At 68.3% G+C, this 22987-nt stretch carries 23 protein-coding genes and 1 pseudogene; 16 read left to right on the plus strand and 8 right to left on the minus strand.

Annotated features, from left to right (window positions below; all coding sequences use genetic code 11):
- Positions 1–91 precede the first annotated feature (91 nt).
- The 3 genes from ABW137_RS09495 to ABW137_RS09505 are packed head-to-tail and all read left to right on the plus strand — an operon-like array spanning position 92 to position 3027.
- The gene (locus tag ABW137_RS09495; RefSeq protein WP_526399203.1) at positions 92–1321 is read left to right on the plus strand and encodes a 5-(carboxyamino)imidazole ribonucleotide synthase; all 1230 of its coding nucleotides are present in this window, start codon (positions 92–94) and stop codon (positions 1319–1321) included.
- Entirely contained in the window at positions 1314–1820 is a 507-nt protein-coding gene (purE, locus tag ABW137_RS09500) for a 5-(carboxyamino)imidazole ribonucleotide mutase (protein WP_526399205.1), read from the plus strand. The genes ABW137_RS09495 and purE overlap by 8 nt, the downstream gene beginning before the upstream one ends.
- Positions 1821–1860: 40 nt before the next feature.
- Positions 1861–3027: an acyl-CoA dehydrogenase gene (locus ABW137_RS09505; RefSeq protein WP_526399207.1), complete on the plus strand. Its 1167-nt coding sequence runs from the start codon at positions 1861–1863 to the stop codon at positions 3025–3027.
- Between the two features lie 15 nt (positions 3028–3042).
- Here ABW137_RS09505 and ABW137_RS09510 read toward each other — a convergent pair whose 3' ends face one another.
- Genes ABW137_RS09510 through ABW137_RS09520 form a run of 3 tightly spaced genes read right to left on the minus strand, consistent with a single transcriptional unit; the run spans position 3043 to position 6077 of the window.
- Positions 3043–3849, minus strand: a complete 807-nt coding sequence (locus ABW137_RS09510) for a biotin--[acetyl-CoA-carboxylase] ligase (RefSeq protein ID WP_526399209.1) — start codon at positions 3847–3849, stop codon at positions 3043–3045.
- 9 nt (positions 3850–3858) lie between these two features.
- Positions 3859–4587, minus strand: a complete 729-nt coding sequence (locus ABW137_RS09515) for a TIGR03089 family protein (RefSeq protein ID WP_526399234.1) — start codon at positions 4585–4587, stop codon at positions 3859–3861.
- Positions 4584–6077, minus strand: coding sequence for an LCP family protein (locus tag ABW137_RS09520; protein WP_526399211.1), 1494 nt, complete (start codon positions 6075–6077; stop codon positions 4584–4586). The genes ABW137_RS09515 and ABW137_RS09520 overlap by 4 nt, the downstream gene beginning before the upstream one ends.
- Before the next feature lie 68 nt (positions 6078–6145).
- On the opposite strand from ABW137_RS09520, the gene rfbD reads away from it, so the two are divergent.
- From rfbD to manB, 3 genes are all read left to right on the plus strand, one after another.
- Positions 6146–7000 carry a dTDP-4-dehydrorhamnose reductase gene (gene rfbD, locus ABW137_RS09525; RefSeq protein WP_526399213.1) on the plus strand — a complete coding sequence of 285 codons (855 nt, stop codon included), beginning with the start codon at positions 6146–6148 and terminating at the stop codon, positions 6998–7000.
- Between the two features lie 83 nt (positions 7001–7083).
- A complete protein-coding gene (locus ABW137_RS09530) occupies positions 7084–8022 on the plus strand; it encodes a glycosyltransferase family 2 protein (protein WP_526399215.1) in 939 nt (312 codons plus the stop codon).
- A gap of 8 nt (positions 8023–8030) precedes the next feature.
- The gene (manB, locus tag ABW137_RS09535; RefSeq protein ID WP_526399236.1) at positions 8031–9107 is read left to right on the plus strand and encodes a mannose-1-phosphate guanylyltransferase ManB; all 1077 of its coding nucleotides are present in this window, start codon (positions 8031–8033) and stop codon (positions 9105–9107) included.
- Here manB and ABW137_RS09540 read toward each other — a convergent pair.
- Genes ABW137_RS09540 through cofD form a run of 3 tightly spaced genes read right to left on the minus strand, consistent with a single transcriptional unit; the run spans position 9089 to position 11999 of the window.
- A complete protein-coding gene (locus tag ABW137_RS09540; RefSeq protein WP_526399216.1) occupies positions 9089–9649 on the minus strand; it encodes an NUDIX hydrolase in 561 nt (186 codons plus the stop codon). The genes manB and ABW137_RS09540 overlap by 19 nt on opposite strands.
- Positions 9646–10986, minus strand: a complete 1341-nt coding sequence (locus ABW137_RS09545; protein ID WP_526399218.1) for a coenzyme F420-0:L-glutamate ligase — start codon at positions 10984–10986, stop codon at positions 9646–9648. The genes ABW137_RS09540 and ABW137_RS09545 overlap by 4 nt, the downstream gene beginning before the upstream one ends.
- Complete coding sequence (gene cofD / locus ABW137_RS09550; protein WP_526399220.1) at positions 10983–11999, minus strand: 2-phospho-L-lactate transferase; 1017 nt, start codon at positions 11997–11999, stop codon at positions 10983–10985. Before cofD ends, ABW137_RS09545 begins: the two co-directional genes overlap by 4 nt.
- 436 nt (positions 12000–12435) lie before the next feature.
- Between cofD and ABW137_RS09555 the strand changes: the two genes are divergently transcribed.
- Positions 12436–12702 (plus strand): WhiB family transcriptional regulator, encoded by a 267-nt coding sequence (locus ABW137_RS09555; protein WP_526399238.1) that lies wholly within the window; start codon positions 12436–12438, stop codon positions 12700–12702.
- Positions 12703–12722: 20 nt separating this feature from the next.
- Here ABW137_RS09555 and ABW137_RS09560 read toward each other — a convergent pair whose 3' ends face one another.
- On the minus strand, positions 12723–13145 hold the full coding sequence (locus ABW137_RS09560) for a metallopeptidase family protein (RefSeq protein ID WP_526399240.1): 423 nt from the start codon (positions 13143–13145) through the stop codon (positions 12723–12725).
- Positions 13146–13277: 132 nt separating this feature from the next.
- Between ABW137_RS09560 and ABW137_RS09565 the strand changes: the two genes are divergently transcribed.
- The 4 genes from ABW137_RS09565 to manA all read left to right on the plus strand — a co-directional run bounded on the left by ABW137_RS09565 (position 13278) and on the right by manA (position 17524).
- Positions 13278–13694, plus strand: a complete 417-nt coding sequence (locus ABW137_RS09565; protein ID WP_526399222.1) for a DUF3499 family protein — start codon at positions 13278–13280, stop codon at positions 13692–13694.
- A 129-nt stretch (positions 13695–13823) separates the two neighbouring features.
- Positions 13824–15224 (plus strand): phosphomannomutase/phosphoglucomutase, encoded by a 1401-nt coding sequence (locus ABW137_RS09570; protein ID WP_526399224.1) that lies wholly within the window; start codon positions 13824–13826, stop codon positions 15222–15224.
- Positions 15221–16294 (plus strand): TobH protein, encoded by a 1074-nt coding sequence (locus ABW137_RS09575; RefSeq protein ID WP_526399226.1) that lies wholly within the window; start codon positions 15221–15223, stop codon positions 16292–16294. The genes ABW137_RS09570 and ABW137_RS09575 overlap by 4 nt, the downstream gene beginning before the upstream one ends.
- Before the next feature lie 3 nt (positions 16295–16297).
- Positions 16298–17524, plus strand: a complete 1227-nt coding sequence (gene manA, locus ABW137_RS09580; protein ID WP_526399228.1) for a mannose-6-phosphate isomerase, class I — start codon at positions 16298–16300, stop codon at positions 17522–17524.
- A 22-nt stretch (positions 17525–17546) separates the two neighbouring features.
- Here the strand turns inward: manA and ABW137_RS09585 are convergent, their stop codons facing one another.
- Positions 17547–18935 carry an FAD-dependent oxidoreductase gene (locus tag ABW137_RS09585; RefSeq protein ID WP_526399242.1) on the minus strand — a complete coding sequence of 463 codons (1389 nt, stop codon included), beginning with the start codon at positions 18933–18935 and terminating at the stop codon, positions 17547–17549.
- Between the two features lie 196 nt (positions 18936–19131).
- On the opposite strand from ABW137_RS09585, the gene ABW137_RS09590 reads away from it, so the two are divergent.
- From ABW137_RS09590 to ahcY, 5 genes and pseudogenes are all read left to right on the plus strand, one after another.
- A complete protein-coding gene (locus tag ABW137_RS09590) occupies positions 19132–20343 on the plus strand; it encodes an alkane 1-monooxygenase (protein WP_526399244.1) in 1212 nt (403 codons plus the stop codon).
- A pseudogene (locus tag ABW137_RS09595) lies at positions 20343–20498 on the plus strand (rubredoxin); the annotation flags it as partial. The gene ABW137_RS09590 and the pseudogene ABW137_RS09595, both read left to right, overlap by 1 nt.
- Before the next feature lie 104 nt (positions 20499–20602).
- Positions 20603–20785 (plus strand): rubredoxin, encoded by a 183-nt coding sequence (locus ABW137_RS09600; RefSeq protein ID WP_526399230.1) that lies wholly within the window; start codon positions 20603–20605, stop codon positions 20783–20785.
- An 80-nt stretch (positions 20786–20865) separates the two neighbouring features.
- On the plus strand, positions 20866–21543 hold the full coding sequence (locus tag ABW137_RS09605) for a TetR/AcrR family transcriptional regulator (protein ID WP_526399245.1): 678 nt from the start codon (positions 20866–20868) through the stop codon (positions 21541–21543).
- A gap of 117 nt (positions 21544–21660) precedes the next feature.
- The coding region (gene ahcY / locus ABW137_RS09610; RefSeq protein WP_526399232.1) for an adenosylhomocysteinase at positions 21661–22987 on the plus strand (1327 nt) is incomplete at its 3' end.

Consider the following 22987-nt stretch of genomic DNA (forward strand, 5'->3'; position numbering starts at 1 on the left):
AGTGGAGTGTACGTAAAGCGGCGGCCCGATGCCGCATCGCTGCCGCCCATCTAGACGAACGACACGTCTGCGCGCATGACACGATGAAGCGGTGTCGACACACTCAACGGTCCCGGTCGTGGCCATGATCGGTGCTGGTCAGCTTGCTCGCATGACGCACCAGTCAGCCATCGCACTGGGTCAGACGCTTCGCGTCCTCGCGGCGGCGCCCGACGAGCCCGCCGCCCAGGTCACCCCCGATCTCGTCCTCGGATCCCACACCGATCTGGATGATCTGCGGACCGCGGCCAAGGGCTCGTCGGTGGTGACGTTCGACCACGAGCACGTCCCCACCGAGCACCTGAGGGCCCTGGTCGCGGAAGGCGTCAACGTGGCGCCACCACCGGAGGCTCTGGTGTTCGCGCAGGACAAGATTCTGATGCGGCGTCGTCTCGAGGAGCTCGGCGCCCCCATCCCGCGCTATGCGGTGGTGACCGGCGGCACCGACGTCGCGGACGCCGTCGATGACTTCGCGCAACAGATCGGCGGACCGGTCGTCGTGAAGACCTCGCGTGGGGGTTACGACGGCAGGGGCGTGACGATCGCCAGGGACACCGCACATGCGCGGGAGGCGGCAACGCGTTATCTCGCCGACGGTGCCGAGGTGCTGCTGGAGGAGCGCGTCGCGATGCGGCGCGAGTTGTCGGCACTGGTGGCCCGGTCGCCGTTCAGTCAGGGCGCCGCGTGGCCGGTGGTGCAGACGGTGCAGCGCGACGGAATCTGCGTCGAGGTGCTGGCGCCCGCCCCGTCCCTGGACCCGAAGTTGGCGTCGGAAGCCGAGCGTCTCGGCCTGCGCGTCGCGTCGGAGCTGGGCGTGGTGGGAGTGCTGGCCGTCGAACTCTTCGAGACCACCGACGGTCGCCTTCTCGTCAACGAGCTCGCGATGCGGCCACACAACTCGGGGCACTGGACCATGGACGGTGCCCGCACCAGCCAGTTCGAGCAGCACGTGCGGGCCGTCCTCGACTACCCGCTCGGGTCGACCGAGGCGGTCGCTCCGCTGACGGTGATGGCGAACGTTCTCGGGGCGCCGACGACCCCGGCGATGCCGGTCGACGAACGGCTGCATCACTTGTTCGGCCGCCTGCCGGAGGCGAAGGTGCACCTCTACGGCAAGGGCGAACGACCGGGTCGCAAACTGGGTCACGTCAACGTGCTCGGCGCGATCGGCGGGTCGCCTGACGACCCGGACTACGTTGCCGAGGTCAGGGAGCGTGCCGTGCGTGCCGCTCACTGGTTGTCGCACGCCGAGTGGACGGATGGGTGGGACGGGCATGCCTGATCGGCCGAGGGTCGGCGTCATCATGGGCAGTGACAGTGACTGGCCGGTGATGGAGGCGGCCGCCGAGGCGCTGGCCGAGTTCGACATCCCGTTCGAGGTCGGCGTGGTGTCGGCCCATCGCACCCCGGCGCTGATGCTCGAATACGCGCGGGCCGCGGCGGGTCGTGGCCTGGAGGTCGTCATCGCGGGCGCGGGTGGTGCTGCCCATCTGCCCGGCATGGTGGCTGCCGCCACGCCGCTGCCGGTGATCGGCGTTCCGGTGCCGCTGGCGCGGCTCGACGGGATGGATTCACTGCTGTCGATCGTCCAGATGCCCGCGGGTGTACCGGTGGCGACCGTGTCGATCGGCGGCGGTCGAAACGCCGGTCTGCTGGCGGTGCGCATCCTCGGGGCCGCCGACGCCGAGCTGCGTGGGCGGATCGAGGAGTTCCAGGCGGGGCTCGCGGCGACCGTCGCAGAGAAGGACGCCGCGTTGCGCGACCGCTTACTCGGTGGCTAGCGGGTCGAGTAAGCTACTAGCGAGTAACTAGGAGGTCGCAGTGGCTAGTTGGGCCGGAAATCCGTCGTTCGATGCAATGAGATTGCCCGAGGAACACGACGAACTGCGCACGGCGATCCGTGCGCTCTCGGAGAAGGCGATCGCTCCGCATGCCGCCGAAGTCGACGACAAGGCGCGCTTCCCGCAGGAAGCCCTCGACGCGCTGAACGCGTCGGGCTTCAACGCCGTGCACGTCCCCGAGGAGTACGGCGGCCAGGGCGCCGATTCGGTGGCGGCCTGCATCGTGATCGAAGAGGTTGCGCGCGTCGACGCCTCGGCATCGCTGATCCCGGCGGTCAACAAACTTGGCACGATGGGGTTGATCCTGCGCGGCTCGGACGATCTCAAGAAGCAGGTCCTTCCGACGATGGCCGACGGGGCGATGGCTTCCTACGCGCTGTCCGAGCGTGAGGCGGGTAGCGACGCCGCGGCGATGCGCACCCGCGCCAAGGCCGACGGGGACGACTGGATTCTCAACGGCGCCAAGTGCTGGATCACCAACGGCGGCAAGTCGACCTGGTACACGGTCATGGCCGTGACCGATCCCGACAAGGGCGCCAGCGGCATTTCGGCGTTCGTCGTCCACGTGGACGACGAAGGTTTCACCGTTGGCCCCAAGGAGCGCAAGCTCGGCATCAAGGGTTCGCCGACCACGGAGTTGTACTTCGAGAACTGCCGGATTCCCGGCGATCGGATCATCGGCGAGCCGGGTACCGGATTCAAGACTGCGCTGGCGACGCTGGATCACACCCGCCCGACGATCGGCGCGCAGGCGGTGGGGATCGCGCAGGGGGCGTTGGATGCCGCGCTCGAATACACCAAGGACAGAAAGCAGTTCGGCAAGTCGATCAGCGAGTTCCAGGGCGTGCAGTTCAAGCTTGCCGACATGGCGATGAAGACCGAAGCGGCGCGGCTGATGGTCTACTCGGCTGCCGCCCGCGCGGAGCGCGGTGAGCCCAACCTGGGGTTCATCAGCTCAGCCGCGAAGTGCTTCGCCTCCGACGTGGCGATGGAGGTGACCACGGACGCGGTGCAGCTGTTCGGCGGCGCCGGATACACGCAGGACTTCCCGGTCGAGCGGATGATGCGCGACGCCAAGATCACGCAGATCTACGAGGGCACCAACGAGATTCAGCGCGTGGTGATGAGCCGCGCACTGCTGCGCTGATCTCTCGGGCCGCCATCACTCCGCGGCTCGCAGGTGGGTGATGTCGGCCGCGGCGACCGTCGTGAGGTCGTTGCCGTTGGCGATGATCAGCCGACCCGCGTCGTCGAATTCCTTTGCGATTCCGACGATCTCGCCGCCGCCGGGCAGGGTGGCCTTGACCTGGCTGCCCAGCGTCAGGCTCAGTCTGCGGTAGTCGGCGAGCAACGCGTCATCGACGCCGCCGGCGGCCTGCCACCGCTGGATGCCCAACCCCAACGCGTCCAGGACGGCCGCCGCGAGGGCGGTGCGGTCGACGTCGGTCGCACCGAGGATCGCCAGGGAGGTGGCGCGCGGGTCGGGCGCTTCCTGCTCGGTGAGCGTGACGTTGATGCCCGCGCCCACCACGATCACCGGTTGCGGTGCCGAGACCTCGGCGAGGATCCCAGCCAACTTGCCCGTGCCGACGAGCACGTCGTTCGGCCACTTGAGTCCAGCGCTGACACCGGTGACGGCGGCGACCGCCTCCACCACGGCGACACCGGTCAGCAGGGGAAGCCAACCCCATTCACTCGGCTCCACCGCCGAGGCGTCGATGCCGACGGAAAGGGACAGCTGGGATCGGGGCGGCGCCGACCATTGCCGGCCATGCCTGCCGCGGCCTGCGCTCTGGTGTTCGGCGAGCAGGACCGCTCCCACGATGTCCTCGCCCGAGGCGGCACGCTCGAGGAGATCGGTGTTGGTCGAGCCGGTGTCCTCGACGACGTCCACGGCGCGCCATGGTGGCCCGACGCGAGTCCGCAGTGTCGTCGGGTCCAGGGGTGGGCGGCTGCTCGGGTCGGTCATACGTCGAACTTAGCCGAGCAGCTTGGTGGCCTTCTCGCTGGTCTTGCGCCGCTCGAGCGCCTCGGGGGCGGGGTTGGCGACTTGGATGAGCGACGCCCCGATGGCGTAGACGGCGAGCAGGTTGTCGATCAGATCGTCGGGAGTGCCCCAGGTGGCCGTCGACAGCACGCGGTCGGCCGCCGTGAGGCCGTTGGCTGTAGCGGAAGTCGCTGCGGCCGTGAGCACGTCGTCGACCGAACGGCTGTCGAGAGCTGGCCCTGGCTGACGTTCTGGCGTGATCTGATCGCCGTGCACGCGCACCGACGTGGCATAGTCGGTGACGCCGAACGGCAGGTCGGGGACCGGGCGGCCGAACGCGTCGAGGGATAGCACGACGACCTCGCCGGTCGATCCGACGGCGGCGTCGGCGTCGGCGAGCCGATCCACGGTACAGCAGGCGATGTCGCAGCCCCCCTGCTCCAGAATCTCTTGCCCCAGAACGGCTTCCGCTCCGACGTACCAGATCCCGAGTAACACGCCGACGGTCTGCCAATGTGCGGGAAGCATGACGGCGACGCGGGTGCCAGGGCCAGCGCCGAGCTCGTCGCGCAGCAGGTTGCCCGACTTCGCCGCCCAGTTCGCGAGGGTGGCGGTCGACAGTTCGATGCGTTCACCGGTGGCGTCGTCGTAGTAGGTGACCCGCGGCGAGGACGGGACGGCGAGCAGTGGATCCATCACCGCCGAGCTGAGATTCGTCAGTTCACGCACTCCGGGTCGTCGGATCCGGCCGTGATGATCGTCGGGGGCGGAGGCGGGGCCTCGCTGGAGTCGACGGTCGTCTGGCCGGTGCCGTCGCCGGAGAGCTGCGTGGCGTCCTCCGTCGTCGCGCTCTCGGTGCCCAGCCCCGAACCCGGCCCGGTGTAGTCGACGGCGAGGATCACCGTGACCGAGCCCGGCGGCACCGAGGCGTCCTCGACGACGGGGATGTTGCCCAGCTCCTTCGAGACGGCTTGGGCGCCAAGGTCGTCGACCTTCGCGGCGCGGACCTGGCTACTGGCCACCCGCTCGGCCTCGTTGTTGCCGACGTTGCCTGCCGTGAATCCCTTGCCGGTCAGGATGTCGGACACCGAGGCGGCCAGGCCGTTGACGTCGGAATCGTTCACGACGTCGACGGTGGTCTTGGCCGGACTGTAGGCGATGACGTCGGTCTTGCCCTCGTCCTGGTCCTTGAGTAGGCCGGCCACCCAGTCCTGGACCTGTGTCGGGTCGACCCTGACCACGCTCTGCATGCCGTCGTCACTCCAGCCGTCCTCGCGAAGGACGGGAATGGTGGCGAACGCGACGTTGCCCGCGGCGAGCTTCTGCAGCTGGGTGATGAAGTCCATGATGTCCCAGCCGTCCGAAAGCACGACCGAGCGCTGGACGGCCTCCTCCAGCCGGTTCAGCGTGGCGGGACTGGATAGCGTCTTGCCCGAGATGACCTGGTGGGCAAGGGAAGCCATGACGGACTGCTGCCGGGTCACCCGGTCGAGGTCACCGCGAGGAAGGTCGTGGCGCTGACGCACGAAGCTCAACGCCTGTGGGCCGTTGAGCTTCTGCCAGCCGGCCGGGAAGTCGGCGCCCGAAAGGGGTTCGTAGACGGCGTCCTTGAGGCAGACGTCGACCCCGCCGAGTGCATCCGTGATGAGGGAGAAGCCGAGCAGTCCGATCTCGGCATAGTGGTCGACCGTGACGCCGGTCAGGTCGGCGACGGTCTCGATCAGAGCCTCGCGGCCGGACTCGTTGGCCTGCGGTTCGGCGACTGCGGGATCGACGCCCTCGACCTCGACGAGCTCCTTCATCCGCTCCAGCTTCACCTGGCCGAAGACACCGTTGATCTTCGTCTTGCCGAGATCGCCCGGTGCCTTGACGTAGGAGTCGCGGGGAATCGAGATTGCGGTCGCCGACTTCCCGTTGTTCGGGATGCGCACCAGGATGATCGTGTCGGTGTTCGTCGCGACGTCGTCACCCGCGCGCAGCGTGGCCAATTCCTCCGCCGACAACGGGTTGCCGTGCGCGTCGGTGCGGCTGTCCATTCCGACGAGCAGGATGTCGATGGCGCCGTCCTCGCCACCACCGCCGAGCGATTCAGAGCTGATGTGATTGATCCCGGCCTCGAACGAGCGGATCTTGCTCCACGCGACGCCAGTGCCGATGACGATCACCGACGCCGCGAGCACGGCGATGATCCGAATGAGGCGAGCGGGCATCCGCCCAGGCTACTTCCGAATCGACCAGACGCCGGGTAGCTCGGGTCGGCGTGCCAGACTCTTGAGACATGTCGCAACGTTTGGTCATCACCGGCGCAGGCGGACTCGTGGGGCGGCTTCTGGCCGCCGAGGCGCGACGGCAGGGTCGGGAGGTGCTCGCGCTGACGTCGGCTGAGTGCGACATCACCGACCCCACCGCGCCCGAACGTCACTTCACCGCGGGTGACGTCGTGATCAACTGCGCCGCGTACACGAAGGTCGACCAGGCCGAGGTCGAGCAGGACGCCGCGAGTGCGGTGAACTCCGCGGGCGCGGAGAACGTCGCGCATGCGTGCGCGAGGGCCGGAGCGGAGCTGGTGCACGTCTCCACCGACTACGTATTCAGCGGCGTGTTCGAGGGCGCCCCCCACCCCTATGAGATCGACGACGAGACCGACCCGCGGAGCGTTTACGGCCGCACCAAGCTCGACGGCGAGTTCAAGGTGCTCGCCGCGATGCCCGGGGCGCACGTGGTGCGGACCGCATGGATCTACGCAGGCGGCGACCGGAACGACTTCGTCGCGGTGATGCAGCGCAAGGCCGCAGAAGGCGCCCGGGTCGAGGTCGTGTCCGACCAGATCGGGACCCCGACCTACGCCGTCGACCTGGTCAGCGCGTTGCTTCAGGTCGGGGATGGATCGATCAGCGAGTCGGTGCTGCACGCCGCGAACCAGGGGGAGGCCAGCCGCTACGAACAGGCCAGAGCGGTGTACGAACTCGCCGGCGCCGACCCGGACCTGGTGTCACCGGTCGGCACCGATCGACATCCTCGACCGGCGCCCCGGCCTGCGTACTCGGTGTTGGCGTCGAGAAAGTCGGCCGACGCGGGTCTCACCCCGCTGCGGCCGTGGCGTGACGCGCTTGCCGCGGCGATGAACGCCTAGCGGGGACCCACCCCCTGGCGGCGGGCTGGCACTGCGCCCGTCGTGGCGGGCCCGTGCCCGCCGCGCCCGCTACCCTCTAGCCCGTGGCCGAGGAAGTGATCGCTGAGGAAGCGGGGGAATTGGTGGTGGTGACGGTGACCTACTCACCGGGTCCCCACCTGGACCGCTTCCTCGCCTCGCTCGGGCACGCCACCGAACGGGCGGTGAAGGTCGTCATGGCCGACAACGGATCCACCGACGGGGCGCCCGAGGAAGCGGCCGAGCGCTACCCCAACACGCATTTGATGCACACCGGCGCGAACCTGGGTTACGGCTCCGCGGTGAACATGGCCGTGTCGAAGTACCTGGTGGAGGCCGACGGTGTGGACCCGGTCGGCGACCCCCACTTCTTCATCGTCGCCAACCCCGACGTGGTGTGGGGTCCCGGCAGCATCGACGAGCTGCTCAGGGCGGCCGACCGCTGGCCCGCGGCGGGCGCGCTCGGTCCGCTGATCCACGATCCCGACGGGTCGGTGTACCCGTCGGCGCGGCATCAGCCGAGCCTGATCCGCGGCGGCATGCACGCCGTCGTCGGCCCGTTCTGGAAGGCCAACCCGTGGTCGGCCGCCTACCGCCAGGAGCGCCTGGAGCCCAGCGAACGATCCGTCGGCTGGTTGTCGGGCTCCTGTCTGCTGCTACGGCGGCAGGCCTATCACGACGTCGCGGGGTTCGACGAGCGGTATTTCATGTACATGGAGGACGTCGACCTGGGCGATCGTCTGTCGCGGGCCGGTTGGCAGAACGTCTACGTGCCCTCGGCGGAGGTCCTGCACGACAAGGGCCACTCCACCGGCCGCGACCCGGCCCGCAACTTGGCCGCCCACCACACGAGCACCTACACTTTCCTCGCTGACCGGCATCCTCGCTGGTGGCAGTCGCCATTGCGCCTCGCCATCAGGTCAGCGCTCGCCGTCCGCGCGTTGCTGGTCGTCGGCAACTCTCGGCGGCAGATCGCGAAGAGAAAAGGACGGACCTCGTTGTGACTAGTTCGGTGAACCCGGCAGAGGTCGATGCCGTCGTGCTCGTCGGCGGGCAGGGCACCCGCCTGCGTCCGCTCACGCTGTCGGCGCCCAAGCCGATGCTGCCGACCGCGGGCCTGCCCTTTCTGACGCACCTTCTGTCCCGCATCGCGGCCGCGGGCATCCAGCACGTGGTGTTGGGGACGTCGTACAAGGCCGAGGTGTTCGAGGCGGAGTTCGGCGACGGCTCCAAGCTCGGTCTGCAGATCGAGTACGTCGTGGAGGACGAGCCGCGCGGCACCGGCGGCGGCATCGCCAACGTGAAGTCGAGACTTCGCTACGACACGGCGCTGGTGTTCAACGGCGACGTGCTGTCCGGCGCAGACCTCGGCGCCCTGCTCGCCAGCCATCACGACCGCAAGGCCGACGTGACGCTGCACCTGGTCCGAGTCGGCGATCCTCGCGCATTCGGTTGTGTGCCAACCGATTCCGACGGCGGCGTGACGGCATTTCTGGAGAAGACGCAGGACCCGCCGACCGATCAGATCAACGCGGGCTGCTATGTCTTCCAGCGCGCGGTCATCGATCGGATCCCCGAGGGCCGCGCGGTGTCGGTGGAGCGCGAGGTCTTCCCGGCCCTGCTGTCGGAGGGCCTCAAGGTGTGCGGGTACGTCGACGCCACCTATTGGCGTGACATGGGCACGCCGGAGGACTTCGTGCGGGGCTCCGCCGACCTGGTGCGTGGCATCGCCCCGTCGCCCGCGTTGAAGGGGCACCGCGGCGAGGAGCTGGTTCACGACGGTGCGTCGGTGGCGCCTGGGGCGCTGCTGATCGGTGGCACGGTGGTCGGGCGCGGGGCTGAGATCGGTGCCGGTGCCCGACTGGACGGTGCGGTGATCTTCGATGGCGCCCACGTGGGAGCCGGCGCGGTGATCGAACGTTCGATCATCGGGTTCGGCGCGCGCATCGGGCCGCGGGCGCTGATCCGCGACGGCGTGATCGGTGACGGCGCCGACATCGGCGCGCGGTGCGAGCTGCTGCGCGGCGCTCGCGTGTGGCCGGGAGTGCACATCCCCGACGGCGGCATCCGTTATTCCACCGACGTGTGAAACGGCCGAGGCGTCTGGGCCGCCATGGCCAACTGCCTCAGCCCGTAGTCGGAGCCCTTGGGTAGGTCGTGCAGCGGCCACCACCGAAGGTCGAGTGACTCGTCGCTGATCGCGATCTGAGCGTGCTCCGGCGCGTGAGCGACGAATTGGACGTCGAGGTGGTGGGTGGGCACGCCCAGCGAGCAGGTGAGCGCGTGGACGTGCAGTGCGGCGGGCACGTCGTCGACGGTCAGTCCGTCGATGCCGGATTCCTCGGTGGCCTCCCGCAGGGCGGCGGAGGAGATGTCGGCGTCGGATTCCTCGCAGTGGCCGCCGAGCTGCACCCAACGGCCGAGCCGGGGGTGCAGGGTCAGCAGCGTGCGGGTCCCGGTGTGATCGAGCACCAGCGCCGACGCCGTGACGTGGCCGGGGACACAGGCGCGTTGGCAGGCGTCGGGCCTGGCCAGCACGAAGGCGAGCACCGCGTTGCGCAACGAATCCTGCGCCGGATCTGCTGGTTGCCAACGCGCAAGCGTGTCGACGACCGATTGGTGCAGGCTCAACGGATCACCAGGAGCCCGTCCGTCGGCACCGGGCCCCGCGGGCCCTCCGGCTCTTCGGGATGGCCGATCGCGATGGCTCCCAACGGCTCCCAATCGTCGGGCACGTCGAGGTGGTCGCGCACCACGTCGGCGGCGAAGATCGTCGATCCGATCCAGCAGCTGCCGACGCCGCGCACCGCGAGTGCCACCAGCAGAGCCTGGACGGCGGCGCCGACGGCGACGGTGAACATCGTGGCCTCCGCGGCGGTGCGGGCGGCGTCCGGATAGGAGTGGGCGCCATCGGGCACCATGAACGGGATGACCAACTCCGGTGCGTCGTACAAGATCTGGCCGCGCCCCAGGCGTCGGTCGACGGCATCGGACGGCTTGCCGTCGCCCTCCAGGTCGGTGCGCCACGCGTGCTTCATGGCGTCCAACAGACGCACGCGGACCTCGGGATCGCGGACCCAGACGAATCGCACAGGACGGGTGTGGTGCGGGGCGGGCGCGGTGAGAGCCTCCGCGACCGCAGCCTCGACGACGGCGGGGTCGACCGGTTCATCGCTGAATCGGCGGACGGAGCGGCGCAGCAGTTGGGCCTGCTGCCTGCCAGCCAGCATCGCCTCCTCGGTGCCGAGCCAGAACAGATCGTCCTCGCCTGCCCTGACGAGGGTGTGGCCGTTGGAGCCGTCATCGCGTGGCGCGAGACCGCGCACCACCGCCACCGGAATTCCGGTCAGCTTGCCCTTCACCAGATCTGCCGCCGCGGCGATCTCGTCGGCGATGGCGACCTCGGTCACCAGGAGTTCATTGCCGTGTGGGTCGTGGACGCCGTGGTACCCGTGCAACACGGCCAGGCCCGCCGCGCCGATCGCCGCGTCGATCTGGCCGTTGCGCCAGGCTCGGCCCATCGTGTCGGTGACGACCACGCCGACGGTGATGCCGAGCAGCGACCGCAGACGCTCCCGCAACTCGGCCGCGCTGCCGTCGGGATTGATTGGCAGGAGCGCCAATTCCGACGCGTCGACGTTGGAACCGTCGACACCCGCCGCGGCCTGGATGAGCCCGATCGCGTTCTCGGTGATCAACGTGCGACCCTTGCGGGCCAGCACCCTCACGGCCTCGGCATCGATGAGCCTCCGCCGCAAGGCGTCCCGCTCCTCGGGATCCGTCGGCGCCGCGACGATCCTGCCCTCGCTCTTGGAGAACACCTTGCTGGTGACCACCACGACGTCGTCGTCGCGCAGCCACGGCGCTGCCGCGGCGATCGCGCCTGCGACGTCGTCGCCGGGTCGGAACTCCGGCAGACCGGGCACCGGCAGGATCTCGATGGCTGCCGCCGCGCCATGTTCGCTCATCGCGCACCGGAGCCGAGGCCGGCGAGTTCGATTCCGCTGCGCACCATCTCGGCGGTCGCCTCGGGGGACGACATGAGCAGCGGAATCGGCCGTACGTCGACGCCGTCCACTGCTGCTTCGTCGCCATCGTCGATGAGCCAGCCGTCCAGGATCCCGACCCCCGAGCGCGCTCCGAAGTGTCGTCCCACGGCCTCCGAGGTCGTCTCGACGCCGATTACCGACAGGCATTCGTCTGCCATGCCGCGCAAGGGCCGTCCCGCGATGATGGGGGAGTAGCCGATCACGGGTGCCGTCGTCGACCGAAGTGCCCCACGGATTCCCGGCACGGCGAGGATCGCGCCGACACTGACCACCGGGTTCGACGGCGCCAGGAAGACGACGTCGGCCTCGGCGATGGCCTCGGCGACACCCGGTGCCGCCGTTGCCGCGTCGGCCCCGACGAAGGCGAAGCCGTGGGTGGGGAGCTTGGCGTGGTAGCGCACCCACCACTCCTGGAAGTGGATTGCCCGTCGGGCGTCGGGTTCGGCGCCCGGTTCGGGATCGGTTACGACGACGTGGGTTTCGCTGCGGTCGTCGGTGACGGGCAGGAGCCGCGCGCCCGGCTGCCACCGGGCGCACAGCGCCTCGGTCACCTGGGACAGTGGATAGCCCGCCCGCAGCATCTGGCTGCGCACCAGATGGGTGGCGAGGTCGCGATCGCCGAGCCCGAACCAGTCGGGCTGCACTCCGTAGGCCGCGAGTTCTTCCTTGGCATGCCAGGTTTCGTTGGCATGGCCCCATCCCCGTTCGGGGTCTATCCCTCCACCTAAGGTATACATGCAGGTATCGAGGTCGGGACAGATGCGGACGCCGTGCATCCACGCATCGTCGCCGACGTTGACGATGGCGGTGAGCTCGTGCTCGCCCTCCGGTCCGGTTGCGGTGTCTGCGAATTGCCCAAGGCCGAGGTACTGCTGAGCGCCGAGCAGGAATCGCGCGCCGCCGACTCCGCCGACCAGAACGGTGACTTTCACATCGATCGACACTAGGCGCATTCCTGCCGTCGTGGTCCACGGCGGTCCCCGATTTCGTCGTTTTCTCGACACGCCGTGTAACCGACGCGCCGAGATTGGGTCACGAGATGATATGAAAACCGGTTCTAGCGCTTGACCCCCGCAGCTAACCCGTGTCTAATCACATCAGTGTCATTTCCCGGTTGGCTTCCCGGTTCCACTGTCGCAGACCGAGATTCGATCACTTGTTCGAATGGTGTGCATACGGACGAACGGGGCGGGGATCAGATGAGGCAATTACGAGACCATTGCGAGGAGGCGGAAGATGTCTTATGAGCACGCAGATTTCGATCGTGTCATCCGATTCGACAGTCGGATGCTCGGCTCGGTAGACAGCGATCCGCACGTCGGCTACGCGCCGGCTCAGGACGCCGTCGCGGGCCGTCCTCAGCTCAGTGTGGTGCCGGACCACGCCGGGTTCGGCTACGCCGAGCCGGCAATCGACGACGAGCAGTGGCAGGAGCGCGCCCTCTGCGCGCAAACCGACCCGGAGGCGTTCTTCCCCGAGAAGGGTGGCTCCACCCGAGAGGCCAAGCGCATCTGCTTGGGATGCGAAGTCAAGGACGCCTGCCTGGACTACGCGCTGGCAAACGACGAGCGGTTCGGCATCTGGGGCGGCCTCTCCGAACGGGAACGCCGTCGGCTCAAGCGCGGCATCATCTGATCAAGCTCTGAGCGAACGGGTCAGTCGTCCTCGATCGTCGGGTCGATGACGGAGGGCTCGACGCCCAAATAGGTGGCGACCTGCGCCACCAGAATGTCGTGCAACAAGTCGGCCAAGTCGACGGTGTCCTTTGCCCGTCGCTCAATTGGCTTACGGAACAACACAATTCGTGCGCGAGTGGCGTTTCCTCGCACGTCGACACCGGCGGGTATCAGCCGGGCGAGGGCAATGGGCCCGTCGGCGATGACCTCGGGTGGCCACTGCACGTTGTCGGGGTCCTTCGGCGAGATCCGCGGGATCTCGTCGACCGCCACGTCCAAGCCGGACACCCTGTCCTGCCAGCGTCGCTCGATCGGCTCGTACGCCTCGAGCACCGCCATGTCGAATCGCTCGGCCCGACTACGCCATCCAGGCACGGTGGGCGGCAGCAGCGGACTGCGCATCTCGCGGCGACCACGGTGGGCTCGTCCGGCGCCACGCTCGACCATTCGGCGATCGTAACGGTTGCACATCGGGGGCCCACCCGCTGCGCGTGTCGTGAGCTCGAGTCGGTGTTGCGCGATAGCCTCGTGTCCGTGAACGTTCCCCGTCGCTGCTGCAGGCCCGGGTGCCCGCACTACGCCGTGGCGACGCTGACCTTCGTCTACAAGGATTCGACCGCGGTCGTCGGCCCGCTCGCCATCGCCTCCGAGCCTCACTCCTGGGATCTTTGCGTCATCCACGCAGGTCGGATCACCGCGCCGCGCGGGTGGGAGCTCGTCCGCCACGCCGGTCCGCTGCCGTCGCATACCGACGACGACGACCTCGTCGCCCTCGCCGACGCCGTGCGCGAAGGCCGCGACGTCCCGTCGAACGCTGTACCCGTCGGTTTCTCCGACCCCACGACCGGCGTCCATGGTGGCGCGTTGATGGCGCCGGCGGCGCCGCGATCAGAGCAGCACAACGGCCGCCGACGCGGGCATTTGCGCGTGTTGCCAGACCCGGCCGATTAACTCGGGCCCAACCCGAGACCGCCCCGAGGTCGGGCCGCCCGTTAGATTCGTGTCGTGCTGGAGCGGCCCACCGGCGCGAGGATTGTCGAGCCGATAGGCTGGCGCCAAAGTCCCTTCACTAGGAGCTCTATGTCCCGGCCAGCTGCGGCTGTCAACAGCGTCATCAAAGCGTATGACGTGCGCGGTCTGGTCGGCGAGCAGATCGACGAGGCCTTCGTCACCGACGTCGGCGGCGCGTTTGCGAGGCTGGTTCGCGACGAAGCCAGTGGCGTCCATGCGACCCGCGTCGCGATCGGTTACGACATGAGGGAGAGCTCGCCCGCGCTGGCCGCCGCGTTCGCCGAGGGCGTCGTCGCGCAGGGGCTCGGCGTCGTGCGCATCGGGTTGGCGTCGACGGACCAGCTGTACTTCGCGTCGGGTCTACTCGATTGCCCCGGCGCCATGTTCACCGCCAGTCACAACCCCGCCGCGTACAACGGCATCAAACTGTGTCGCGCAGGCGCCAAGCCGGTCGGCAAGGACACCGGGCTGACCACCATCAGCGAAGACGTCATCAACGGCGTGCCGGGGTTCGACGGCAAGCCGGGAACCATCGAGGATCGCGACGTGCTCGGCGACTACGGCGACTTCCTGCGGTCCCTCGTCGACATCGCCGGTCAGCGACCGCTGCGCGTGGCGGTCGACGCGGGCAACGGGATGGGAGGGCACACCACCCCCGCCGTGCTCGGTCCACTCGACGCAATCACGGTGCTGCCGCTGTACTTCGAGCTCGACGGCTCCTTCCCCAACCACGAGGCCAACCCGTTGGATCCCGCCAACCTGGTGGACCTGCAGCGCCACGTCCTCGCTACCTCCGCCGACATCGGACTGGCCTTCGACGGCGACGCCGACCGCTGCTTCGTCGTCGACGAACTCGGGCAGCCCGTGTCCCCGTCCGCCGTGACGGCGTTGGTGGCGGGCCGGGAGCTGTCTCGCGAGATCGGCGCGACGGTGATCCACAACCTCATCACGTCCCGTGCGGTGCCCGAGCTGATCACCGAACGCGGCGGCACCGCGATCCGCTCCCGCGTCGGCCATTCCTACATCAAGGCGTTGATGGCCGAGTCCGGCGCGATCTTCGGCGGCGAGCACTCTGCGCACTACTACTTCCGCGACTTCTGGGGCGCCGACTCCGGAATGCTCGCCGCGCTGCACGTCCTCGCGGCGCTGGGGGAGCAGGACCGCCCGCTGTCGGAGCTGATGGCCGACTATCAACGGTACGAGGCGTCCGGCGAGCTCAACTTCACCGTCGACGACGCGCCGGCGTGCGTCGACGCGGTATTGAAGTCCTTCGGTACTCGCATCCACTCCATCGACCACCTCGACGGTGTCACCGTCGACCTCGGTGACGGCAGCTGGTTCAACCTGCGCACCTCCAACACGGAGCCGTTGCTGCGGTTGAACGTCGAGGCCCGAACCTCCGAGGACGTCGCGGCCATCGTCGACGCGGTCGCCGCCGACATCCGTTCGGTGAGCCAGGCGCTGACGTGAGCGCCACGCACGCCACCATCGACCTCGACGACGTCGACGGTCTGCTGGGCGCCGACCGACTCGGGTTGCTGCGCTCAGCCTCCATGGCGGGTGCGCAGACGCGGGCCACGGCAGCCGCTCTCGAGGAGGGCGAACTCGACTCGTTGCGGTCGGACCAGCCGCCCCGCAGCGTGATCTGGGTGGCGGGGCGAGGGTCCGCAGAGGCGGCCGGCCTGACGCTGGCCGCGGCCCTCGGCGGGTCGACCGCGGCACCGATCGTCGTCGCGTCCGAGGTGCCACCGTGGATCGGCGCGCTGGACGTGATGATCGTCGCGGGTGACGACGCGGGCGATCCGGCTCTGGTCTCCGCCGCTGCGAGTGGGATCCGGCGCGGTGCCCGCGTCGTGGTGGCCGCCCCCGACGAGGGGCCGTTGCGCGAGGTGGCGTCGGGCAGGGCGGTGGTGCTGGCGCCGAGGCTGTACGTGTCCGACGAGTTCGGCTTCGTCCGTTACCTCGCCGCGGGCCTGGCCACCCTGCACGTGGTCGACCCGGGGATGAGCGTGGATCTCTCCGCACTGGCCGACGAACTGGACGCCGAGGCGCTGCGCAACAGCGCAGCCCGCGACCTGTTCACCAATCCCGCGAAATCGCTCGCGGCCAGGATGTCGGGCAGCAGCGTGGTACTGGCAGGCGGCAATCCGGCGGGCGCCGCGCTCGCCAGACATGCCGGTGCGATGCTTCTGCGGGTGTCCCACCAACCCGTGGCTGCCGTCGGTCTGAGCGACGCGCTGGCTGCGCTACGTGGTGGAATGGCCAGCGGTGCAAGTAATTACGAGTCGTCGGTCTTTCATGACGAGGAGATCGACGGTCCGCTGCCTCCGCGGGTGCGCACCGTCGTGCTCGCCACGGACGAGGAGCGGCAGGCAATCGTTTCTGCGCTCGACGGCTGGGAAGGTGTCGACGTCCTCAGCGCGGGCGATGTCGACGACGTCGTCACGCCTCGCCCCAGCGGACGACCCGAGCAGCAATTGGCGATGTTGGCGGTGCGACTGGAGATGACGGCGGTGTACCTGAGATTGGTTCGAGGTTGACAGGTGGATCTGTTACGCGGCGCGCTGCGAACCTACGCGTGGGGATCGCACACGGCGATCGCCGAATTCACCGGGCGACCCAGTCCCACCCCGCATCCGGAGGCTGAGCTCTGGCTCGGCGCGCATCCCGGCGACCCGGCCTGGCTGGCCGGTGACGGCATCGAGCGATCGCTGCTCGACACCATCGCCGCGGATCCGGAGGGACAACTGGGGGGCACGGCGCGCCAGCGGTTCGGCGACGCGCTGCCGTTCCTGGCCAAGGTGCTGGCAGCGGACGAGCCCCTCTCGCTGCAGGCGCATCCGTCGGCCGCTCAGGCGATGGAGGGCTTCGCCCGCGAGGACCGGCTCGGGATTCCCGTCTCGGCACCCAACCGCAACTACCGCGATCGCAGTCACAAGCCGGAACTGATGGTCGCGCTGACCCCCTTCGAGGCGCTGGCGGGCTTTCGGCCCGTCGACGGCAGTGTCGACCTGATGCGTGCGCTGTCGGTCGCCGATCTCGATCCGTTCGTGAACCTGCTGGCCGGCCAAGCCGACGCCGGCGGGCTGCGGGCACTGTTCACCACGTGGATCACCGCGCCGCAGGCGCATCTCGACGTCCTCGTCCCCGCGGTGCTCGACGGCGCCATCAACTACTTGCGTTCGGGGGAAACGAGATTCGCGCAGGAGGCGAAGACCACCCTGCAGCTCGGCGAGCTCTATCCGGGAGACGCGGGGGTGCTCGCGTCGATGTTGCTCAACAGGATCAGCCTCGAGCCGGGCCAGGGCATCTATCTGCCCGCCGGAAACCTGCACGCCTATCTTCACGGCATGGGGTTCGAGGTGATGGCCAATTCCGACAACGTCCTGCGCGGCGGGTTGACCCCCAAGCACGTCGACGTTCCCGAACTGCTCAGGGTGCTCGACTTCACCCCGACCGAGGAATCCGCCCTTCGGCCGCAGGTCGTCACCGAGGGGATCGAGCTCGTCTACGACACGCCCGCACCGGAGTTCGCCGTGTCGGTGCTGCGCCTCGACGGTCCGGAACTGGGGCATCAGGTCGACGCGCCTGCCCGTCACGACGGGCCGCAGGTGCTGCTGTGCACCGAGGGCTCGGTTCAGGTGCATGCCAAGGCAGGCCTGCTCACGCTCGACAGGGGAGCCTCGGCGTGGGTGTCGGCCGACGATGGCCCGATCCGGCTCGTCGCCGACGAGCCCGCCACGCTGTTCCGGGCCACGGTGGGCGTCTAAAGCGGTGGGCGTCTAAAGCGCGTCATTGCGCCGCAACGAGTTTGGCCTTGCGTGCGCGTCGCCGGGCGTCGAGCGCCTCGCTGAACCGCAGGCGCGCGTTGTGCCGGATGGTGCGGCCGACGAGCCGTGCCGACGGCACCATGTAAAGGCTGTCGAGCAGACTGAATCTGCGCAGAAACCATTCTGCGAGAACGGGGTCCGTCTCGGCGGCGCCGAGGAACTGGTCGAACAGCTCTCCGACGGGGCGGTACCACCACGGGGCGTCGCCGGTGGCGTCGTGCAGAGCGATGTCACCGACGGAGGTCATCACCCACACCGGCCAGGTGGTCTTCGCCGTCGCCTTGGCGAGTAGGCCCGCTAGGTCGGGCTGACCCGAGCTCAGTGCCGCCTGCAGGTTGCCCGCCTGGATCGACGTCATCGTCATGCCCTGCCCGAAGGTCGGGTTGAAACTCACCACCGCGTCTCCGAACGGGACGATGCCGGTCGGGAAGCGGTCCATCCGGTCGTAGCGACGCCACCGGCTGGTGGGGTAGGCGTGGAACGCGACGTCGCCGATCGGTTCGCCCCTCCGGAGTGCGGCGCTGACGTGGGCGGGCAGGACGGCGTCGGCCAAGGCGCACATCCCGGCGAAGTCGTGCGGCGGTTCGACCTTGCCCGTGCCGAACGTCGTGAGTCCCCAGAGGCCGTCTTCGTAGCGGAGCATGCCGAGACCCATGGGCGTGTCGCGGTTCGCGCCTGCGACGACGACCCTCTCCTCGATCAGGTCGGCGGGCAGACGCACCTGATGGGTGGCGTACTTGATCCCGACGTCGACGGTGTCCTCCGTCGGGCGGCCGAAACCCCACTGCTCCAACCACGTTGGCAGCCGAGTGCCGCGACCCGTCGCGTCGACCACCAGGTCGGCCGCCACCGCGGTCGACTCGTCGCCCGCCTCGAGCAGCACCCCCATCACCCGCTCCTCGGCGGGCTCATACCAGGGCTCCGCGACGCCCTCTGCCCGCAACTCGACGTTGGAGAGTGCCAGGGCCCTGCGGCGGATTTGCCACTCGAGGTGCGGTCGGCTCGGCACGTACGCGGTGAACTCCTCGCGCAGGGTGCTCCCGATCCCGAGCAGATGGCCCGCGGCGGCGAACGAGATGCGGTCGGGGCGGTTCGCCAGCTTCGGTACGCCCGCGGCGACCATGTCGTCGAGGAGGCCGGGGAACAGGTTCTCGAACTCGGCGGCGCCCCGCGCCATCAACAGGTGCACGTGGCGTCCCTGAGGGACGGCTGCGCGATGGGCGGGTGCGGAAGGCAGGTCGTCGCGCTCGAAGACCGTGACCCGACCGTAGTGATCCGAAAGCACCCGTGCGGCGCAGGTCCCCGCGATGCTGGCGCCGATGACGATGGCGTGACTCCCCGGGGCTCTCACCACCTCCCGGACGCTACTCCACGGATCGAGACAGTCGTCACCGTCGTCGAGCCGCTCGGTGGACGGCGGCGAGCCGTCCGTGTCCACGGTTTACAAATGATGGCATTCTGTCTAGACAACGGACAAAGAAGCGTCTAGAGTCAAGATCGGTAGGTGATGGCTCTCACATGGAGGTGACCCAGTTGTGACAACCCAAATGGATGCCGCCGACGGCACGGTGCCCGTCGAGCAATGGCGCGACAAGAAGCGCTTCCTCTGGTTGATGGGCCTGATCGTGCCCACCGCGGTGATGGTGATGCTGCCAATCGTGTGGGCGCTCAACCACTTCGGTTGGCACGCCGCCGCGCAGGCGCCATTCTGGATCGGGCCGATCCTGGTGTACGCCGTGCTTCCGTTGCTCGACTGGCGATACGGCCCCGACGGACAGAATCCGCCGGACGAGCTGATGCAGCGGCTCGAGAACGACAAGTACTACCGCTACTGCACGTATGCCTTCATCCCGTTCCAGTACGCGACGGTGGTGTTGGGTGCTTACCTGTTCACCGCTTCGGACCTGAGCTGGCTCGGATTCGAGGGGTCGCTGGGCTGGCCCGCGAAGATCGGCTTGGCGCTATCGGTCGGCATGATGGGCGGCGTCGGGATCAACACCGCGCACGAACTGGGCCACAAGAAGGACTCGCTGGAACGCTGGCTGTCCAAGATCACGCTGGCGCAGACCTGTTACGGCCACTTCTACATCGAGCACAATCGCGGCCACCACGTCCGCGTCGCGACCCCGGAGGACCCGGCTTCGGCTCGCTTCGGCGAGACGTTCTGGGAGTTCTTGCCGCGCAGCGTGTGGGGCAGCCTCAAGTCGGCGTGGGAGCTGGAGGCGCAGCGACTGCGCAGGCAGGACAAGAGTCCCTGGCACTGGTCCAACGACGTGCTCAACGCATGGGTGATGTCGGTGGCGCTGTACGGCGCTCTGATCGCAGTCTTCGGCGCCGCGCTCGTCCCGTACGTGTTGATCTCGGCGGTATTCGGCTTCACCCTGCTTGAGACCGTCAACTATCTCGAGCACTACGGCCTGCTCCGGCAGAAGACTCCGAGTGGCCGCTACGAGCGCTGCACGCCCGAACATAGTTGGAACTCAGACCATTTGGTGACCAACCTGTTTCTCTACCACCTGCAGAGGCACAGCGATCACCACGCCAATCCGACCCGTCGCTACCAGACGCTGCGCAGCATGTCGGGCGCACCGAGTCTGCCCAGCGGATACGCGTCGATGATCGGCCTGACCTACTTTCCGCCCCTGTGGCGCAAGGTGATGGACCACCGGGTCCTGGCGCACTACGACGGTGACATCACTCGCGTGAACGTTCACCCGCGCAGGCGGGCCGCGGTGCTGGCCAGGTACGGCGTCAGCTGATGACCGCTTACGTCTGCCCGGTCTGCGACTACGTCTACGACGAAGCCAAGGGCGCTGCGCGAGAAGGCTTTCCGGCCGGAACGCGATGGGATCAGGTGCCCGATGACTGGTGCTGCCCGGACTGCGGGGTCAGAGAGAAGATCGATTTCGAGAAGGCGAGCGAAGCGACGGGGGATGACCACGAGGCGAGCGAAGCGACGGGAAATGACCACGAGGCGAGCGAAGCGACGGGGAATCAGAACGAGATTGGAGTGAAGCCATGAACGATTACAAGTTGTTCGTCTGCGTGCAGTGCGGATTCGAGTACGACGAGGAGAAGGGCTGGCCGGAGGACGGCATCGCGCCGGGCACCCGGTGGGACGACATCCCCGAGGACTGGAGCTGCCCCGACTGCGGCGCGGCCAAGGCCGATTTCGAGATGGTCGAAGTCGCCCGTCCGTGACCACGACCTGGGCGACGGAAAAAGATAGGGTCGCCCGTGTGAGCACTCCGGGAGGCATGGGCGGCGCACGCGAGGAGCGGATGGGTGGCGCACGCGATCAGCGGACGGGTGCAACCCGGACTCCACCGCGCGTGCCGTACGCCGAGGCGTCCCGGGTGCTTCTGCGCGACTCCATCCTCGACGGTATGCGGGACATGCTGCTGGCCAGGGACTGGTCGTCGATCACCCTGTCCGACGTCGCCAAGGCCGCGGGCATCAGCAGGCAGACCATCTACAACGAATTCGGTTCGCGCCAGGGTCTTGCCGAGGGGTATGCGTTGCGGTTGGCCGACCGGCTGGTGGACGCGGTGGACGACGCGATCAAGGGCAACGTCGGCAACGTCTACGCGGCGTTCCTGGAGGGATTCCGGGCCTTCTTCGCCGAATCGGCGTCCGACCCACTGGTCATCTCGCTGTTGAGCGGGAGCGCCAAGCCGGATCTTCTGCAGATCATCACCACCGACAGCGCGCCCATCATCACCAGGTGCTCAGCCCGGCTGACGTCGACCTTCATGCAGGGCTGGGTGCGGTGCAGCGAGGAGGACGCCGGAGTGCTGGCCAGGGCCATCGTCCGGCTGGCCATGAGCTACGTGTCCATGCCGCCGGGACCGGCCGACCTGGGGGTACCTCCCTCCGAAAGTGGGGGAGACGTGGCCCGTGACCTGGCCCGTTTGATGACGCCGTTTGCCGAACGATACGGTGTCATAGATACCTCTTAGCCGGCAGAGCGCCATAGCGCCTGTCCCGCGAGCCCGCAGGCTGAGGGTGTCGCCGTCGCACGCGAGTGCGTTCACAGGCAATGACTGGCGAACGATCAACGAAGTAAGGGCTCCCACATGACTGCACCAACACTGACCGCTGATGTCCTCAACGGCATCGACTTCAAGGTCGCCGACCTTGGCTTGGCCGAATTCGGCCGCAAGGAGATCCGCCTCGCCGAGCACGAGATGCCCGGCCTCATGGCGTTGCGCCGCGAGTACGCCGACGTCGCCCCGCTCAAGGGCGCCCGCGTCTCGGGCTCGCTCCACATGACGATTCAGACGGCCGTCCTGATCGAGACCCTGGTGAGCCTCGGGGCTGAGGTGCGCTGGGCGTCCTGCAACATCTTCTCCACGCAGGACCACGCGGCCGCGGCCGTCGTCGTCGGGCCGCACGGCTCGCCGGAGGAACCCAAGGGCACTCCCGTCTTCGCCTGGAAGGGCGAGTCGCTGGAGGAGTACTGGTGGTGCGCCGAGCAGATGCTCACCTGGCCCGGGGAGCCCGCCAACATGATCCTCGACGACGGCGGTGACGCCACGATGCTGGTGCTGCGCGGCGCACAGTACGAGAAGGCGGGCGTCGTCCCGCCCACGGAGGACGACGATTCCGACGAGTGGAAGGTCTTCCTCGCGCTGGTGCGCAGTCGCTTCGAGACCGACAACACCAAGTGGACCAAGATCGCGGAGTCGGTCCAGGGCGTCACCGAGGAGACGACCACCGGTGTGCTGCGCCTCTACCAGTTCGCCGCCGCAGGCGAATTGGTGTTCCCGGCGATCAACGTCAACGACTCCGTCACCAAGAGCAAGTTCGACAACAAGTACGGCACCCGCCATTCGCTGATCGACGGCATCAACCGCGGCACCGACGTGCTGATCGGCGGCAAGGCTGCGTTGGTCTGCGGGTACGGCGACGTCGGCAAGGGCTGCGCCGAGGCGCTGAAGGCCCAGGGTGCGCGCGTCGCGGTCACCGAGATCGACCCGATCAACGCGCTGCAGGCGCTGATGGACGGCTTCGAGGTCAAGACGGTCGAAGAGGCCATCGGCTGGGCCGACATCGTCATCACCGCCACCGGCAACCAGGGCATCATCACCCTCGACCACATGCGGTCTATGAAGCACCAGGCGATCCTTGGCAACATCGGCCACTTCGACGACGAGATCGAGATGGCGCGCCTGGAGCGTGACAAGGACATCCGTCGGATCAACATCAAGCCGCAGGTCGACGAGTTCATCTTCCCCGATGGCCACTCGATCATCGTGCTGAGCGAGGGCCGCCTGCTGAACCTGGGCAATGCGACCGGACACCCGTCCTTCGTGATGAGCAACAGCTTCTCCAACCAGGTGATCGCCCAGATCGAGCTGTGGACCAAGAACGACGAGTACGACAACGAGGTCTACCGGTTGG

Origin of the sequence: Mycobacterium sp. (genome assembly GCF_040509115.1) — a bacterium.
Taxonomy (GTDB): Bacteria; Actinomycetota; Actinomycetes; order Mycobacteriales; family Mycobacteriaceae; genus Mycobacterium.

Excerpts from the sequence above, each read along its gene's own strand:
- purE (WP_526399205.1), top strand. The coding sequence starts at position 1,314 with ATGCCTGATCGGCCGAGGGTCGGCGTCATCATGGGCAGTGACAGTGAC.
- ABW137_RS09510 (WP_526399209.1), bottom strand. The coding sequence starts at position 3,849 with ATGACCGACCCGAGCAGCCGCCCACCCCTGGACCCGACGACACTGCGG.
- ABW137_RS09520 (WP_526399211.1), bottom strand. The coding sequence starts at position 6,077 with ATGCCCGCTCGCCTCATTCGGATCATCGCCGTGCTCGCGGCGTCGGTG.
- rfbD (WP_526399213.1), top strand. The coding sequence starts at position 6,146 with ATGTCGCAACGTTTGGTCATCACCGGCGCAGGCGGACTCGTGGGGCGG.
- ABW137_RS09545 (WP_526399218.1), bottom strand. The coding sequence starts at position 10,986 with ATGAGCGAACATGGCGCGGCGGCAGCCATCGAGATCCTGCCGGTGCCC.
- ABW137_RS09560 (WP_526399240.1), bottom strand. The coding sequence starts at position 13,145 with ATGCGCAGTCCGCTGCTGCCGCCCACCGTGCCTGGATGGCGTAGTCGG.
- ABW137_RS09570 (WP_526399224.1), top strand. The coding sequence starts at position 13,824 with ATGTCCCGGCCAGCTGCGGCTGTCAACAGCGTCATCAAAGCGTATGAC.
- ABW137_RS09590 (WP_526399244.1), top strand. The coding sequence starts at position 19,132 with ATGGATGCCGCCGACGGCACGGTGCCCGTCGAGCAATGGCGCGACAAG.
- ABW137_RS09600 (WP_526399230.1), top strand. The coding sequence starts at position 20,603 with ATGAACGATTACAAGTTGTTCGTCTGCGTGCAGTGCGGATTCGAGTAC.
- ABW137_RS09605 (WP_526399245.1), top strand. The coding sequence starts at position 20,866 with ATGGGTGGCGCACGCGATCAGCGGACGGGTGCAACCCGGACTCCACCG.